Consider the following 15,942-nt stretch of genomic DNA (forward strand, 5'->3'; position numbering starts at 1 on the left):
GTACGTGAATTCGGCCGTCGAACAGGGCGGCGGTGTACGCAGACACGTGGCCACCAATATTCCCCGCTCGGCAAGAGCCGCAATTCTCGCGGCTGCTCGAGGAAAGACTTCGATGCCGAGGGCCCGCGTACGTGCGATTCCGGCCATTCAGTGGCACGTGAACGGTGCGGTTCCGAGTTCTACGAAGCAGCGAAATCGACACTGTAGCAGTGCTTTACGAGACGCTGTCGATACAGCGTCCAGACAATGTCGCTGACAGACGAAACGATCCTGCGGAGGAGGACAGCATGAAGGTTACCCAGATTCCCGGGCCCGTCGAAGAGGTCATCCGGCGGATGCGCGCTATCAAGGACGAACTCGATCCGCGCGACGGAGTCGCGAGCTTCAACAACATGTATCTGCGCGTCACCGAATTGGTGGGACAACAGATCACCGAAGGATTCTTCACGGACTCCGCATTCGTGGAACGCCTCGATGTGATCTTCGCTCGGCTGTATTTCGACGCGGTCGATGCCGCCAAGCTCGGCAAGCGGCCCAACCCGGTCTGGCGGCCGGTCTTCGATGCCCGCGCCAACCGCACCGTGTGGCCGTTGCAGTTCGCGCTGGCGGGCATGAACGCCCATATCAACCACGATTTGGCGACCGCGGTGGTCGAGACGTGTAAGGAGCGCGGCACCACGCCGGACACCAAACCGGTGCATGCCGACTACCTCAAAGTCAACGAGCTGCTGAGCAAGATCGAGGCCGAGGTCAGGGCGGAATACGAGCCCGCGCTGCTGAAGCTGACCACCAAGGACGCCGAGGCGCTCAAGCACATTCTGTCCAGCTTCAGCATCGCCCGCGCGCGGGACACCGCGTGGAACACCACGCAGATTCTCTGGCAGCAGCGCAACAACCAGGTGCTGCTCGGGATGAGCAAGCGAACCCTCGAGGAAACCGTCGGCACCGCGGGCCGAATGCTCGTCACCCCGGTCGTTCCGCCGCCGAAGTGACGATCGAACGACTCGGCCGAGGCCGCGCGGCGGTTCGGCCGAGTCGTTCCACGCGCTAAGGCGCCTCCACCGGAGGCCGATAGGTGACCTCCCGCGCGACGGCTTCGTCGACCTGCTCGGGGGTCAGCAGAGTCACGGTGTGCGACATCGCCGCGCCGGAGGCCGCGGTGCGGATGGCGAGCGCCGCGGCCGAAACCTCGTCCGGGACATCACCGATCACGAACAGATCGTCGTCCCCGAAAGCGAAATAGCAGACGTCCACATGGCCGCCCACGCTTTCGACCATTTCCGTGATAGCCGCCCGGCGGGCGCTGCCGCCCTGCGCCAGCACACCGCGAGCCCCCTCATCGGAGTAGCCGACTCGCCACAGATACTTGGGCATTTCCTAACTCCTCCTTCTCGCAGAACTCTCTTGGCAGGACCGACCTTACGGTCTCGGCGACCACGGGGCGGCGCCGCGGAGGCACCGTCGCGGCAATGATGCGGCACCGTGACAGTGGGGACACTGCGACGTCGTCGCGGCCGCCCGACGCCACTCTTCCCGCCGCAGTGAAATAAGCGGGTTTCGCTGTGTCCGAGTGTTTGCTACTGTGCTGGCACGAGGCAGGGTGGGTTGCCGGGCACCGATCGACGCGGCATCCTACGATTTTCGAGACGAACGAGACGCCCCTGGCAGATGGCATCGACGCGCACCGAAGCGCGTCAGCGAAAAGCAGTGACGTCGTTTACCACGATCCCCACCGGATTCGGTTGCTGAGAGTGGCCGCATCCGCATTGTCCGCCGGATATCATCGGTGAACGGATGTGCACGTAGGCGATGCGAGGCGGGCCGATATCAGCGGTGGATCGTCCCGCTCCGGCGCAGACGGGCGCCGCCCGGTCGGACAAAGAAGCGGGGGTCGCACACTCGGAGGAGGATTCACCATGTTGGATTCGTTCTGGGACCTGTTGTGGTACACGATCATCGTGTTCGCCTTCGTGGCGTACTTGATCGTCCTGTTCCAGATCTTGGTCGATCTGTTCCGCGACCACACCGTCTCGGGCCTCGGCAAGACCCTGTGGGTGATCGTGCTGATACTGCTGCCCTACCTCAGTGCGTTCGTCTACCTGATCGTCCGTGGTCGCGGCATGGCCGAGCGGGCGCGGCAGATGCAACTCGAGGCCAAGCAGAGCACCGACGAGTACATCCGGCAGGTCGCGGCGGGCAAGTCTCCCACCGAGCAGATCGCCGAAGCGAAGTCGCTGCACGACTCCGGCGTGATCACCGCGGCGGAATTCGAACAGCTCAAGGCTCGGGCGCTGGGACAAACCCCCTCCGTGTAAGAGGCGGTGACCCGGAAAGAGGCGAAATATCCGTTCCAGAAATGGAATTCGCCCCTCGCCGGTCCACCGATCACCGACTTGCACGGGAGTGAAGGAGCGCTCGTGAACAAGTACCCACCGATCGCCGAGCACGGCATCGTCGGCGACCTGCAAACCGCCGCTCTGGTGTCCTCGGCGGGCACGATCGACTGGTGGTGCACGCCGCGGTTCGATTCGCCGAGCGTCTTCGCTTCCCTGCTGGACAGCGAGCGCGGCGGCTTCTGCCGACTCGCCGTGGATTCCACCGACGACGAGGTGTCGATCCGCCAGCTGTACATGCCGGATACGGCCATTCTCGTCACCCGGTTCCTCGGACCGGACGGGGTCGGTGAGGTCGGCGACTTCATGGATCCGATCCGGGGTACCACGCCCACCGATCGGCATCGGCTGGTGCGGGTGGCCCGGGTGGTGCGAGGGACTCTGTCCTTCACGCTGACCTGCAAGCCGCGATTCGACTACGGTCGCGCCGCGCACACCCTCGAGCAGATCGACGACCGCGCGGTGGTCTTCCACGGCCCCGGCACGGACCTGCACCTGCGGACCACCGAACCGGTGACGCTGCGGGCCGAGAACGGTGACATCACGGCACATTTCACGCTCTCCCAAGGCGAGACCGCCGTGGTGGTGTTGACCAGCACGGCGAGCGAGGGCCCCGCGCCCGAGCATCCCGGTCGTGACGACATCCTCGCCGACTTCGAACGGTGCCGGAACTTCTGGCAGTCCTGGTTGCGTTCGTCCACCTATCAGGGCCGCTGGCGGGATATGGTCAACCGCTCGGCGATCACGTTGAAGCTGCTCACCTACGCGCCGACCGGTGCGCCGATCGCCGCGGCCACCATGGGGCTGCCGGAGCAGGTGGGCGGCGAGCGCAACTGGGACTACCGCTACACCTGGATCCGGGACGCCTCCCTGTCGGTGCGGGCGCTGATCGATCTCGGCTTCACCGAGGAGGCCTACGCGTTCCGGCGTTGGCTGCGTGACCGTCTCGACGCGGGCGGCACCGCCTCGGGTGAGCCGCTGCAGATCATGTACCGGATCGATGGCGACCCGCTGCTCGAGGAGGAGGTGCTCACCCACCTGGAGGGCTACCGAGGTTCCGCCCCGGTCCGGGTCGGCAACGCGGCGGCCGACCAGATCCAGCTCGATATCTACGGTGAGGCCGCCGACGCGCTGTCGCAGGCTCCCGATATCGGCGGCATCGAAGGGTGGCGCGCGTACGCGAAACTGACCGACTGGCTCGCCGACAACTGGGACCGGCACGACGAGGGCATCTGGGAAACCCGCGGCGGCAGGCAGGAGTTCACCTACAGCAGGCTGATGACCTGGGTGGCGTTCGATCGCGGCATTCGCTTGGCCACCAAATACTCGCGGCCCGCGGATGTGGCGCGGTGGACGCGCGCGCGGGACGAGGTGTTCACGCAGATCGTCGAGCGCGGCTGGAGCACGAAGCGGCAGGCGTTCGTCCAGCACTACGCCACCGATGTGCTGGACGCGTCACTGCTGCTGATGCCGCGCATGGGTTTCCTGTCACCGCGGGACCCCGCGTGGCTGAGCACGCTGGACGCCATGGACCAGGAACTGGTCAGCGACAGCCTGGTCTACCGGTACGACCCCGAGGCGTCTCCGGACGGTCTGCGCGGGGTCGAGGGCACCTTCAATCTGTGCAGCTTCTTGTACGTGGAAGCACTGGCCCGCGCGGGTCGTGTCGCGCAGGCCCGCTACGCCTTCGACAAGATGCTCACCTACGCCAATCACGTCGGGCTGTTCGCCGAGGAGATCGGCCCCTCCGGTGAGCAGCTCGGCAACTTCCCCCAGGCGTTCACCCACTTGGCCCTGGTCGCCGCCGCCATGGCTCTCGACGAGCAACTCGACCGCGCCGAGGCGCGACCGGAACCATCCGGATAGATCGATGAGCCGATGACCGACACAGGCGTCTCCAGCCCACCGCGCGCGGTACTCGTTCCGCTGGCGCTCGCGCAGTTCATCTGCAGCTTCGCTGGTTCGAACATGAACGTGATGATCAACGACATCAGCCGGGATCTGAACACCACGGTGCAGGGCGTGCAGATCGTCATCACCACCTTCCTGTTGGTCATGGCCGCGCTGATGATCCCCGGAGGGAAGCTGACCGACCGATACGGGCGCAAACGCTGTTTCATCGTGGGCCTGATCGTGTACGGCATCGGCGCGGTGCTGAGCGCGCTCGCGCCCGGACTCGGCGTGCTGATCCTGGGCAACTCGATCCTGGAGGGCGTCGGCACCGCGATGCTGATCCCGCCGGTCTATATCCTGACCACCCTGTTCTTCACCGAAACCACCTCCCGCGCAAGGGCATTCGGTGTGATCATGGCCTTGGGCGGGATCGGCGCAGCCGCAGGCCCGTTGCTCGGCGGACTCATCACCTCGGGTCTCGGCTGGCGCGCGGCGTTCGGGTTCCAAGCGCTGGTGGTCGCGGTGATCGTGCTGCTCAGCCTGCGCGTCGTCGACCCGCTCCCCGCGGACCCGACGAAGTCGTTCGACATTCCCGGCTCGGCGCTCTCGGCGATCGGGCTGGTGCTGCTCGTCATGGGAATCCTGGCCGCCGACGACGATATTCGGCTGATGGTCACCCTGCTCGCGGCGGGCGCGGCGGTGCTGGTGTGGTTCTTCCTGTGGATTCGCGCGCGGGAGCGATCGGGTCGGGAGCCGCTGATCTCGACCAGCTTGTTCCGTAACCGCACCTCGAACCTCGGTCTGGTGACGCAGAACCTGCAATGGCTGCTGCTGATGGGAACGTCGTTCGTCGTCGCGGCGTATCTCCAGGTTGTCCGGGGCTACAACGCGATCGAGACCGGCGTGATCTTCACCGCGGCCACCCTGGGACTGCTGGTGTCGTCGCTGGCCGCCGCGCGGCTGGCCCGAAGGCGCGCCCAGCGCACGCTGATCATGGCCGGTTTTCTGATCACCGTCGTTGGCATCGTCGTGCTGATCGCGATGACCGGGCGCTCGGAGAGCCTGTGGGCATTCGTCCCCGGATTGCTGCTGATCGGCGTGGGATTGGGCGTGATGCTCACCCCGGCGGTCAATATCGTTCAGTCCAGCTTCGGCGAGGAGCAGCAGGGCGAGATCTCCGGCTTGTCGCGCAGCGTGTCGAACCTCGGCTCCTCGCTGGGCACCGCCATCGCGGGCACCATCCTGGCCGCCGGACTGACCGGTCACGCCTACGCCGCCGCGATGATCACGCTGGCCGCCCTCGGTGTCGCCGGACTGATCACCGCGGCACTTCTGCCCCGGCAATCCGGCCCCGTCCAGCCCACCTGATCCGATGGGCGTCGACACGCGCACGCTGCTGCACGGTCCGCTGTTCTCCCGCAGCAGACCGTTGGATCGCGACAACGCGGCCAGCCGCATCAGCGCCTACATCTATGGCAATGTGCTGGTGCTGGCCGCGCTCGTGCCGTTCGTCGCGGCGGAAAAGCACCTCGGCATTCTGGTCGTTCTCGGCACCGCGCTGTCGACGTTCGTCGCCCATGCCTTCGCCGAAGCCGTCGGACACACGGTGCGGCAACGAAGTCCACTGACTTGGGCGGAACAGGTGCGTGAATTGCGCAATTCGATCCCCATTCTCAGTTCCGCCGTGCTGCCGTGCGCGATCCTCGCCACCGGGTGGCTGGGGTGGCTGGAGCCGAAGACCGCGCAGATCTTCGCGGAACTCACCGTGCTGGCCCGCATCGGGGGCATCGTGTTCGTCATCGCCCGGCTGAAGGGCGAGCGCCCGACGCGGTCCTCCGTGCAAGGCGCCGTCCTGCTGACCGCGGTCGCCGCGACCGTTGTGATCGTCAAGGTCGTGCTCACCCACTGAGGCGAGCGGCCACCGGTCGACGGAATGCGAGTTTCGATCCGAGTCTTGCAACGGTCTGCTTCAATCGATATATGTGCAGGTGGATGGCTTACTCGGGGAAACCGATCCTGGCCGAGGACCTGCTGTTCCGGCCGGTGCATTCGCTGATCGACCAGAGCATGCACTCCCGGCTCGGCGCGACGACGACGAATGGTGACGGCTTCGGGATCGGCTGGTACGGCGAGGGTTCGCGGCCGGCGGTGTTCAAGAACATCGAACCCGCATGGAACGACCAGAACCTGCGCGAGATCGCGGGCGCCGTGCGGACGCCGCTGTTCTTCGCCCACGTGCGCGCGTCGACCGGGACCGCCGTGCAGCGCAGCAACTGCCACCCCTTCCGGCACGACGGGTGGCTGTGGATGCACAACGGAGCGCTCAACGGTTTCCGTGCGATGAAACGCGATCTGCTGACCGCGGTGGATCCGGCCCTGTTCACCGATATCGAGGGGTCCACCGACTCCGAACTCCTGTTCTTCCTCGCGCTCACCTTCGGTCTCACCGACGATCCGTTCGGCGCGGTCGCCCGTGCCGTCGGTCTCGTCGAAGAGGTCGGGCGCGCGCACAACGTGACCCACCCCGTGCAGATGAGCGTCGCCACCACCGACGGCGAGTCGATGTGGTTCTTCCGGTACTCCAGCGAACGGCACACGCGGACGCTGTTCTACTCGACCGAGATAGCGAAGGTGCGCGCGCTGCATCCGGAGGTCGAGTCGCTCGCCCTGCTCAGCGAGGAGGCGCGGTTCGTGGTCTCCGAGCCGCTGCGCGATCTCTCGGGCGCGTGGAACGAAGTCCCGGAATCCTCGGCCGGTGTCGTCCGTCCCGGGCACGACGAAATTCGCCCCTTCCAACCGATCTCGCCGTAACGCGTGTTCGCCGCACACCCGAGCGGCGCACCGGGCGGTGGGACCACCACCCGGCACTTCCCCCTGATCGGGCAGGTCACCGGGAGGTTGCGACGGGCCCGTGCGGTCGCGATTCGACTACGGCGATAGTGTCGCTGGAGATATGCTGACGAAGTGAGGCGAGTGCCGTCATCGGTGCCAGCGGCCGCGATGCGGGCGTCACGCCTCGCTGAACTCCGGGCGTCGAAGCCGACCTCGGACCGAGCGACGCAGCCCGCCCGCCCTTGGCATAAACCATCGTTCTACTGCGCCGATCCATCGACACTCTCGGCCAACGGCGCCGTTCGGCTGTTCTCCTACTGGCCCATCCGGTTCGAGCGATGCGGCGATTGATCGATCGAAATCGTCCCGAATGATTAGAGGTGACTCGCGATGTCAGCAACTGATGAGCATTCCGTGAAGCAGGCGGTGGCGGCGGGGACGTCGATCGGCGCCGCGATCTTGCTGTTGGCCGTCGGCATTCTCTCGATCTTCGAGGGAATCTCGGCCATTGCCAAGGACGACATTCTGGTGACCGGGCCCAACTACGCCTATCAGTTCAGCGCCACCAGTTGGGGCTGGATCCACCTGATTCTAGGGATTCTGGTGGTGATCGCGGCAGCCGCGCTGATGGCCGGAGCCATGTGGGCGCGCGTGGTCGCGGTCTTCCTCGCGGCGCTGTCCATCCTGGCGAACTTCCTGTGGCTGCCCTACTACCCGTGGTGGTCGATCGTGATCATCACCTTGAATGTCGTCGTGATCTGGGCCGTGACGACGTGGCAGCCCGACCGCATCTGAACCGGGCCTGCGCATCATGGGAAAGAAGGCCGGACACGGCAAAACCAAAGGCAAGAAGGGTGGGGCGGGCAAACACGCGCCGAGCGAACGAACCGACGCCTCGGGTGAGTTGATCGAGCCCTCCGCTCCGGCGCCGCCACCACCGATGACGAAAAAGGAGTACTACCGTCATCTCGCGCCGCTGCACGCCGAACTCGTCGCGTTGCAGTCGTGGGTGAAGTCGTCGGGGGCGAAGATCTGTGTCCTGTTCGAGGGGCGCGACACCGCGGGGAAAGGCGGTGTCATCAAGGCGATCACCGAGCGGGTCAGCCCGCGGGTGTTCCGCGTGGTCGCGCTGCCCGCGCCGACGGAACGCGAGAAATCGCAGATGTACGTGCAGCGCTACCTGCCCCATCTTCCCGCGGGCGGGGAAGTCGTCATCTTCGACCGCAGCTGGTACAACCGCGCCGGTGTCGAACGCGTGATGGGATTCTGCACCGAGGAGGAGGCCCAGCGCTTCCTCGAGGCCATCCCGACGGTCGAGAAATCGATCGTCGAATCCGGCGTCATCCTGCTGAAGTACTGGCTCGAGCTGAGCGAGGAGCAGCAGACATTGCGGCTGCAGAGCCGGATCGACGACCCGCGCAAATTCTGGAAGCTGTCCGACCTGGACCTGGAGTCCTACAGCCGCTGGTACGACTACTCGCGAGCGCGCGACGAGATGTTCCGCTACACCGACACCGGTTGGGCGCCATGGTATGTCGCGAACAACGACGACAAGAAGCGTGGGCGGCTCAACATCATCAGCCACCTGCTGAGCCAGATCCCCTACGAGCACCCGGACCACCCGAAGATCACGTTGCCGGAACGGCAGAGCCCGGCGGGCTACCAGCCACCGACGCTGCCCCTGCACTGGATTCCGACCCCCTTCTGAGAGTCCCGGCCAGGAAAGGACGAGCGCCATGGCTTCGATGGAATCGGCGCCGAGCCCGGCGCATCCGGCCGGCACCGGGGACCCTCCGGTCTGGTACGCGCTCGACGCGTCCGTCGCGCTGTCCGCCTTCGGTTCGGATGAGCGGTCTGGTCTCACGGCGAGGGAGATCACGCGACGTCGCGAACGGTACGGACTCAACGAGATCGTCTCCGAGCCCGCGCCGTCGGTCTGGGCGATCGCGCTCTCCCAGCTGAAGGATCCGATGAACCTCATGCTGGTCGCGGTGGCCGTGGTCAGCGTGATCATCGGTGAGATACCGACGGCGATCGTCGTCGGTGCGCTGGTCGGGCTCAACATCGTGCTCGGCACCCAGCAGGAGGTCAAGGCGCGAGCCAGCGTGGACGCCCTGGCCAAGATGCAGACGCCGCAGGCGCGCGTGATTCGCGACGGAGCGCTGACCCAGCTCGACGCCACCGAACTCGTGCCGGGCGACATCGTCGAACTCGAGGCGGGCGACATCGTTCCCGCGGACGGAAGGCTGCTGAGGTCCGCGACGCTGGAGACGCAGGAAGCGGCGCTGACGGGTGAGAGCGCACCCGTCGCCAAAGACGCTCAGACACTCGGCGCCACCGATGTCTCCCTCGGTGACCGCACCAATATGGTCTTCCAGAACACCTCGGTCACCCGCGGCACGGCGGGCATGGTGGTCACCGAGACCGGCCAGGACACCGAGATGGGCCGGATCGCCTCGATGCTCTCGGCCGTCGCGCCGAGCAAGTCTCCGCTGCAACGGGAATTGAACGCGCTCACCAAAGTGCTCGGCGTGATCGCCTGGACCGCGGTGGCGATCATCGTGATCATCGGTTTGATCCGCGGGCAGAGCGTCACGACCCTGCTGCTACTCGGCATCTCGATGGGCGTGTCCGCGATTCCGACCGGCCTGCCCACCTTCGTCCAGGCGATGCTGGCGTTCGGTGCGCGCCAGCTGGCCGACGCGAAGGCTGTCGTCAAGAACCTCACCGATGTCGAGACGCTCGGCGCCACCAGCGCGATCAACTCCGACAAGACCGGCACGCTGACCATGAACCAGATGACCGTGCGGTCGTTGTACTTCCACGGCAGGCAGTACCTCGTCGAGGGCCAGGGCTACGACAAATCGGGGAAGATCACCCAGATCGCGGGTGAGGGTGTTCCGGACTTCACGCTGCTGGCCTACGGGCTGTGCCTCGACAGCGACGCCACCGTCTCCGACGCCGGAGAGATCGTCGGCGATCCGACCGAGGCCGCGCTGGTGGTGCTGGCGGCCAAGCTCGGCGTCGACGCCCCGCTCACGCGCGGGACGTATCCCCGTGTCGCCGAAGTGCCGTTCGATTCGGCGTACAAGTTCATGGCCACGTTCCACCATCTCGAAGTCGACGAGCTCACCCGGTTCGTCGAATTGGTCAAGGGCGGGCCCGACGTCGTCCTCGACCGGTGCGCGACCGCGTACCGGCCGGGGCGTCGACCGGTACCGATCGACGACATGCGCGACGAGATCGTGGCCGCGAATCGCGCCATGTCCGAAAAGGGTTTGCGTGTACTGGCCTTCGCGGCGCGGGTGCTGGACGGGCAGGAGGAGGCCGTCGCGGCTGATCCGATGGCGTTCGTCGACGACCTCACCTTCGTCGGCATGGTCGGCATCATCGACCCGCTGCGCCCCGAGGCGATCGACGCGGTGCGCACGGCCCACGAAGCGGGCATCGACGTCCGGATGATCACCGGCGACCACGCGATCACCGCGTCCGCGATCGGCGCCGAACTCGGGCTCGGACCCGGTGCGATCGGCGGCGCCGAACTCCAGGCCATGACCGACGGGGAGCTGGCGGCCGCCCTGCCGAACCTGCACGTGTTCGGGCGCGTCACCCCGCAGGACAAGCTGCGCCTCGCCGACATCATGCAGCGCGGCGGCGCGGTCGTGGCGATGACCGGCGACGCCGTCAACGACGCCGCCGCGCTGAAGAAGGCGGACATCGGCGTGGCCATGGGATCGGGCAGCGAGGTCACCAAACAGGCGGGCAAGATGGTGCTCACCGACGACAATTTCGGCACCCTGATCACCGCGATCCGCCTGGGCCGCAGCATCTACGACAAAATCGTGTCCTACATCCGCTATCAGATGTCCAAGCTGTTCTCGCTGGTGCTGCTCTTCCTGGTCGCGAGCATCTTCGACATCAACGACGGCGTCGCGCTGACCCCGCTGATGGTGCTCTTCCAGCACTTCTTCATCACCCTGTTCCCGGTCGCGGTGATCATGCTCGATCCGCCGCCGCCGAACCTGATGAACAAGCCACCCCGCGACCCCGCGCGGCCGATCGCCAACCGGAATTCGTTCCTGCAGTGGCTGGCCTACGGTGTCCTGCAGTTCGCCGTGACACTCGCCGCGATGCTCCTCGCGCCCGGCGAGATGAGCACCACTACGGCGAACGTCCCGATGACCACGGCGTTCGTCGTGCTGTCGTTCGGCTCTATCCTGAGCGGGCTGGTCATGCGCCGCGATCCCGAATCCGGCCTGACGCCACCGATTCTCGGCGCACTGAAGATCCTGACGATCCCGGTCGTCGTCACGGTGTTCGCCGTGGAGATCGGGTTCCTGCAAGACCTGCTCATGACGACGTCGCTGACGGGCGGCCAGTGGCTCGCCTGCCTCGGCTGGTCGCTGATCGTTCCGATCGTCATCGAGGCCGAGAGCGCGGTCCGCCGTGCGCGTCTGCGCGGCGCCACGCCCTCCGCGCGCATCCCGGTCGGCGCGGCGGTCGGCCCGCAGCGGGCCAGGACGACCCTGGTCACCAGCGGACGCTGACTCGCGGTCAGTCGACCCGTTCGAGCTTCGGCATCTGCCAAACACCCTCGACCGCTTCGTGTTTCGGGGCGTAGAGGCGCATGGTGAGAGAGAACGCTCCGGCGGCGGGGATGGGCAGCCAGTTGCCCTGCGGTACGGCCGCGCCGGGATCTGCGCTCTGCACGACCAGCTCGACCGAGCCGTCGGCGCCCCGAACGACCGGGACCTGATGACCGACGGCATAGATGCCCGCCGGGTTCTCCACGAAGTGACTTGCCGCATCGTAGGCGGTCAGTGACCAGAAAGCATCGACCGGCGGCAATTGTCCTGCGGCGAAACGGATTCGGAAGCGCCGCGGCACTCCGTCGTCGTCGGCGACAGCGTCGACGGTCGGGTAGATGGCGTCTTTGGCGAGGTTGGCGCCGAGCCCGTGCATGGCCACGGTCGCGCGCAGGTCGTAGTTGGTGCCGTAAGCGCCGACGGTCGGATCGAAGGTCCAGCCGTTGATGTCCTCGGCGTACGGGTTGCGGTAGGTCGGGATCCGCTTCTTCGCGTCGTCGGCCGCGGCGTTCAGCACGTCGGGCGAAACGTCGGCCGGGCTGCCGCCGGGGGCGATGCCTATGGTGGCGAATCGCCGCACGGCGTCGGCGTCCTCGGGCGCGGGCGGGTTGAGCGCCATGACCTTGCCCATCCGGTCGAAGAAGGTGGGTCCGTCCATCCCGGCGACGATCGCGGCGGGGTCGGCCGCGCGTGCGGGTTGCGCGCCGGGGTCGCCGTGGGCCGCGGTCGGGTCCTTCACCCATGCGCTCAGCGGCACCAGCTCCAGCTGCCGTTGCAACTCGCGAACCCGGTCGACGTCGGCGGCGCCGTCGAATTGGAGCCGGCCGAGCAGCCAGGCGGTGCCGGTGGGCACGGCGAGCCGGGTCACTCCGTCGGGCAGCGGTCCCGACCAGCCGGGCCCGGTGACGGCGTAGGTGAACGGAGGCGTCGCCGTGCCCGGCGTGACCTGCAGGTCGACGCTGCTGGGATCGTGCACGGTGTTGGACCACGCGTCCATGATCTGCATGAGCCAGTACCGGCCGGGCTCTATCGCGGGTACCCGCAGGATCATCGGTTCGGCGCGGACGTCGAGCCATGCCTGCGAGTAGAGCGTGTCGAGGTTGAGGCGCACCACCTGCTTGTTCTCCGGGGTCGGCGGGTCGCCGTGCTGGAACCGGTTGGGCGGAGCGCCGTTCTCCCGGGTGACGTCCATGAGGACCAGGGGGTAACCGAAGACGTAGGCGTCGGTGGCGATGGCCTTCGTGTCCACGGCGGCCGCGCCCGCGGACGTCGCCGTCGCGCCGCTGTCCTCGGCGTCGCCGCACCCGGCCATTCCCAGGATCGGGACGGCGGTGATCCCCAGGCCGAGAGCGGACCTGCGCGATACCGCGGCAAACTCCCGATGTTCGCGACTCTTCCCGAAGTTCATGGAAAACGCCCCTTCTTCGATGTGGCGCCGCCCGAAAGCGACACCGACTGGCCTGGCCGTTCTCGAGATTCGAGGAGAGACTATCGGGAAAATACTTCCAAGCGGCGGCATTTCCGTGCAACGAACCGGCATCGAGAAAGTTAACTAGCAATTCATCAGCAACAACTTCAGTATGGCCGAGCGAGGTCGTTCGCCAGGGCACCGCATCACGGTCGCCGATGCTGCCTCGTGCAGGACGAACAGGTCCGGGCTCTTTCGGCCTGGCGCCAGCAATTCTCGGTGCACACGATTCTGTGGTCCGACGGCGGCCGCCGGTCGCGGGGTCAAGCGCCTGCCGGGGCCGGGGTCCCTGTACCGTCCTCGGGCCCGGGCGGGACGGCCTCCTCCTGGCCGCGCGCGGGACGAATCAGGATCTCCAGCGCGAGCAACGCCAGCAGGGCGCCGAGCACGATCCACACCACCACCAGTCCGGTGGGGTAGCGCCAGAAGATCAGCAGGAGCGCGGCGACGCCGACGATCGCCCATCGCAGCGCCACGCGCGCACGGAACGCCCACACCTCCACCGGATTCGGTGGGCGCGAACGCCGGAGCCGCTGCACCGCGTCCAGGCCCTGCCCGAAGCCGCGGCGGACGGCGACGGCCGAGCCCGCGCCTCCGGTGAGGTAGGCGGCGATCGCGATCACGATGCCGAGCACGGCCACCCCGCGCAGCGCGGTGCGCAGCGGCACCAGCACCGTGTCGACGATCGCGGTGGCCGCGTCCGGCGACAGCACGTCGGGCGGCATCCGGTCCAGATACAGCGCTCGGGCGAGGAGCAGCGCGATCGCCAGGATCAGCATGCCCACCACCAGCGCGAGCCCGACGAAGACCAGGGCACGGCGACGGCGGCCCGGCGGCGCCACGGCGATCGCGGACACCGCGGCCGCGATCGTCAACCAGGGCAGCACGTTCGCCGCATTGTCGAGCGCGTCGACGGCCCGCTGCGCCCGGACCAGCTCCGGGGACCTGAACAAGACGAACTGCTTGTCGACCGGCGGGATCTTCTCGACGAAGGTGAAGCCGCGGTCGAGCAGCCGCGCTTTCACGTTGTCGAGCACCGTGCCGAGCGAGACGGTCACCGTTCCGTTCTCGTCGACGGTCACCGAAGACGGTCCGACCTGCCCGGTCACCACCGCGACCAGCGCCGTGTGGGCCGCGCGATTGGCTTGCAGCCACAGGTCCTCGAACTTCTCGCTGCGCACGAACGTCAGCACCGTCTCGTTGACGAAGTTGCGCGCCTGGACGGCGATCACCGGCGCCAGCCCCTCGATCGCGCGATCGAGCCGCGGCCGTTCCTCGGTCGCCGGGACCGCTTCGGTCAGTGCGGCCAGCGCGTCCGCGGTCAGCCCCTCGATATCGACGCGCGCGAAGATCTCGTCGGTGATCGTGTTCCCGATCTCGTTCTGCAGTGCCGGATCCGTTCCCAGCGGCGCCACCGTGGTCAGGTACCGATCGGTGTCGAGAATCTGGCTCCGCACGTACCGCGACATCACCGTCGTGATCGCGAGAACGGCGACCAGCACCGTCAGCACCGCCACCGCGGTCCACCGCCACGAATGCCGCGGCGGTCGAGCGACCGGCGGCGCGCCGCGACCCTCCGCGCGCATCGCTGCCACCTCGGCGCGTAGCCGTTCGAGTTCGGCGCGTTCGTCCGCGCTGAGCGCACCGGCGGGTAGATCCTCGGGCGGTTTGGAGTTCATCGGAATCCCTCACTCCAGGAACGGATTCGGGGGTGCGACGGCAATTCGCCGACTTCGGCCTTTCCCTTTCGGGACGAGACCGGTGCACGTCACATCGAAACAAAGAGCGGAACCCTCGGGCCCGCCCCGACCGCATTTTTCACAGCCGCCGCCGATCAGGGCGTGCGCTATGATCGACACTAACATCGGCGACGTCGGCAGAGCGTAGATTCTTCTCGGAATCAACGCCACCCGTCGCACAAAAAGCCATGCTTCGACAGCTCGTTCGGTAAGAATGTCAGGCGATTTGTCTCTTTCTCGGCACAGAAAGAGGGGTTACAGTGACCGGCTCCGATATCGACATGATCGGCCCCATCGACTATCTCGTGATCGAATTTCCTCCCGACCGACCTCCGGACGGTTCGGCGCTGCCCCTCCTGCGCGACCTCGTCGAACGCGGCATCGTCCGGGTGCTCGATCTGGCGTTCATCCGGAAGGACCTCGACGGTTCGCTGACCGGAATCGATATCGCCGAAGTGGGATTCGAAGGCGAGATCGATATAACCCTGTTCGCGGAGGCGGGATCGGGCCTGCTCGACGACGCCGACCGCACGGAAGCCGGTGCCGCGCTCGAACCGGGACGTTCGGCCGCGATCCTGGTTTACGAGAACACCTGGGCAGCGCCTTTCGCGTCTGCGTTGCGTCGCAACGGCGCCGAACTCGTGGCCTCCGGACGCATTCCGGTGCAAAGCATATTGGCGTCTCTCGATGCCCTCGAAACGGAAAATCGTTGAGGAGAATTGTCATGCCCGGACTGCTGCGCGGCGTCGCCCGCACCGCTATCATCTCCGGAACCGCGACCGCCGTCTCCAATCGCGTTTCCCGACGCCAGGGAGAGCGCTGGGCGGCGCAGGAACAGGAGCAGTACGCCCCGCCCCCACGCTATGCGGAACCGCCCGCCGCACCGCAGCCCGCCCCCGGCGGCGGCGCGAGCACGGAACGGATCACCGCGTTGAAAGAGCTCGCCGGGCTCCGCGCGCAGGGCGTGCTGACCGACGCCGAGTTCGAAGCCGAGAAGGCCAGGATCCTCGCGTCCTGAGCCTGAGTCCGGG

Annotated in this window: 14 protein-coding genes; 11 read left to right on the forward strand and 3 right to left on the reverse strand. The window is 66.9% G+C overall.

Going from position 1 to position 15,942, the window contains the following annotated elements:
- Window positions 1-287: 287 nt before the first annotated feature.
- Entirely contained in the window at window positions 288-992 is a 705-nt protein-coding gene (locus AC3EO7_RS13750) for a DUF5995 family protein (RefSeq protein ID WP_431969875.1), read from the forward strand.
- A gap of 55 nt (window positions 993-1,047) precedes the next feature.
- Here the strand turns inward: AC3EO7_RS13750 and AC3EO7_RS13755 are convergent, their stop codons facing one another.
- Window positions 1,048-1,374, reverse strand: coding sequence for a GYD domain-containing protein (locus AC3EO7_RS13755; RefSeq protein WP_431969876.1), 327 nt, complete (start codon window positions 1,372-1,374; stop codon window positions 1,048-1,050).
- Between the two features lie 545 nt (window positions 1,375-1,919).
- Here AC3EO7_RS13755 and AC3EO7_RS13760 point away from each other — a divergent pair.
- The 8 genes from AC3EO7_RS13760 (at window position 1,920) to AC3EO7_RS13795 (ending at window position 11,665) form a co-directional block, all read left to right on the forward strand.
- Window positions 1,920-2,315 carry an SHOCT domain-containing protein gene (locus AC3EO7_RS13760; protein ID WP_431970016.1) on the forward strand — a complete coding sequence of 132 codons (396 nt, stop codon included), beginning with the start codon at window positions 1,920-1,922 and terminating at the stop codon, window positions 2,313-2,315.
- Window positions 2,316-2,417: 102 nt separating this feature from the next.
- Window positions 2,418-4,259 carry a glycoside hydrolase family 15 protein gene (locus AC3EO7_RS13765; RefSeq protein ID WP_435591367.1) on the forward strand — a complete coding sequence of 614 codons (1,842 nt, stop codon included), beginning with the start codon at window positions 2,418-2,420 and terminating at the stop codon, window positions 4,257-4,259.
- Window positions 4,260-4,271: 12 nt separating this feature from the next.
- Complete coding sequence (locus tag AC3EO7_RS13770; protein WP_431969878.1) at window positions 4,272-5,654, forward strand: MFS transporter; 1,383 nt, start codon at window positions 4,272-4,274, stop codon at window positions 5,652-5,654.
- Between the two features lie 4 nt (window positions 5,655-5,658).
- Window positions 5,659-6,195 carry a hypothetical protein gene (locus tag AC3EO7_RS13775; protein ID WP_431969879.1) on the forward strand — a complete coding sequence of 179 codons (537 nt, stop codon included), beginning with the start codon at window positions 5,659-5,661 and terminating at the stop codon, window positions 6,193-6,195.
- A gap of 83 nt (window positions 6,196-6,278) precedes the next feature.
- Window positions 6,279-7,097, forward strand: coding sequence for a class II glutamine amidotransferase (locus AC3EO7_RS13780; protein WP_431969880.1), 819 nt, complete (start codon window positions 6,279-6,281; stop codon window positions 7,095-7,097).
- Window positions 7,098-7,508: 411 nt separating this feature from the next.
- Window positions 7,509-7,913 carry a DUF7144 family membrane protein gene (locus AC3EO7_RS13785; RefSeq protein WP_431969881.1) on the forward strand — a complete coding sequence of 135 codons (405 nt, stop codon included), beginning with the start codon at window positions 7,509-7,511 and terminating at the stop codon, window positions 7,911-7,913.
- A 16-nt stretch (window positions 7,914-7,929) separates the two neighbouring features.
- On the forward strand, window positions 7,930-8,826 hold the full coding sequence (gene ppk2 / locus AC3EO7_RS13790; protein ID WP_435591368.1) for a polyphosphate kinase 2: 897 nt from the start codon (window positions 7,930-7,932) through the stop codon (window positions 8,824-8,826).
- A gap of 28 nt (window positions 8,827-8,854) precedes the next feature.
- Complete coding sequence (locus AC3EO7_RS13795) at window positions 8,855-11,665, forward strand: cation-translocating P-type ATPase (RefSeq protein WP_435591369.1); 2,811 nt, start codon at window positions 8,855-8,857, stop codon at window positions 11,663-11,665.
- Between the two features lie 7 nt (window positions 11,666-11,672).
- Here the strand turns inward: AC3EO7_RS13795 and AC3EO7_RS13800 are convergent, their stop codons facing one another.
- A complete protein-coding gene (locus AC3EO7_RS13800) occupies window positions 11,673-13,112 on the reverse strand; it encodes a DUF1254 domain-containing protein (RefSeq protein ID WP_435591370.1) in 1,440 nt (479 codons plus the stop codon).
- 323 nt (window positions 13,113-13,435) lie between these two features.
- Complete coding sequence (locus tag AC3EO7_RS13805; protein WP_431969885.1) at window positions 13,436-14,851, reverse strand: hypothetical protein; 1,416 nt, start codon at window positions 14,849-14,851, stop codon at window positions 13,436-13,438.
- 320 nt (window positions 14,852-15,171) lie between these two features.
- Here AC3EO7_RS13805 and AC3EO7_RS13810 point away from each other — a divergent pair, with 320 nt between their 5' ends.
- Both AC3EO7_RS13810 and AC3EO7_RS13815 read left to right on the forward strand, forming a co-directional pair.
- A complete protein-coding gene (locus AC3EO7_RS13810; RefSeq protein WP_435591371.1) occupies window positions 15,172-15,624 on the forward strand; it encodes a DUF6325 family protein in 453 nt (150 codons plus the stop codon).
- An 11-nt stretch (window positions 15,625-15,635) separates the two neighbouring features.
- Window positions 15,636-15,929 (forward strand): SHOCT domain-containing protein, encoded by a 294-nt coding sequence (locus tag AC3EO7_RS13815; protein WP_435591372.1) that lies wholly within the window; start codon window positions 15,636-15,638, stop codon window positions 15,927-15,929.
- Window positions 15,930-15,942: the final 13 nt, after the last annotated feature.

The organism is Nocardia sp. bgisy118 (assembly GCF_057708605.1).

Excerpts from the sequence above, each read along its gene's own strand:
- AC3EO7_RS13770 (WP_431969878.1), top strand. The coding sequence starts at position 4,272 with ATGACCGACACAGGCGTCTCCAGCCCACCGCGCGCGGTACTCGTTCCG.
- AC3EO7_RS13750 (WP_431969875.1), top strand. The coding sequence starts at position 288 with ATGAAGGTTACCCAGATTCCCGGGCCCGTCGAAGAGGTCATCCGGCGG.
- AC3EO7_RS13815 (WP_435591372.1), top strand. The coding sequence starts at position 15,636 with ATGCCCGGACTGCTGCGCGGCGTCGCCCGCACCGCTATCATCTCCGGA.
- ppk2 (WP_435591368.1), top strand. The coding sequence starts at position 7,930 with ATGGGAAAGAAGGCCGGACACGGCAAAACCAAAGGCAAGAAGGGTGGG.
- AC3EO7_RS13755 (WP_431969876.1), bottom strand. The coding sequence starts at position 1,374 with ATGCCCAAGTATCTGTGGCGAGTCGGCTACTCCGATGAGGGGGCTCGC.
- AC3EO7_RS13795 (WP_435591369.1), top strand. The coding sequence starts at position 8,855 with ATGGCTTCGATGGAATCGGCGCCGAGCCCGGCGCATCCGGCCGGCACC.
- AC3EO7_RS13785 (WP_431969881.1), top strand. The coding sequence starts at position 7,509 with ATGTCAGCAACTGATGAGCATTCCGTGAAGCAGGCGGTGGCGGCGGGG.
- AC3EO7_RS13805 (WP_431969885.1), bottom strand. The coding sequence starts at position 14,851 with ATGAACTCCAAACCGCCCGAGGATCTACCCGCCGGTGCGCTCAGCGCG.
- AC3EO7_RS13775 (WP_431969879.1), top strand. The coding sequence starts at position 5,659 with ATGGGCGTCGACACGCGCACGCTGCTGCACGGTCCGCTGTTCTCCCGC.
- AC3EO7_RS13800 (WP_435591370.1), bottom strand. The coding sequence starts at position 13,112 with ATGAACTTCGGGAAGAGTCGCGAACATCGGGAGTTTGCCGCGGTATCG.
- AC3EO7_RS13780 (WP_431969880.1), top strand. The coding sequence starts at position 6,279 with ATGGCTTACTCGGGGAAACCGATCCTGGCCGAGGACCTGCTGTTCCGG.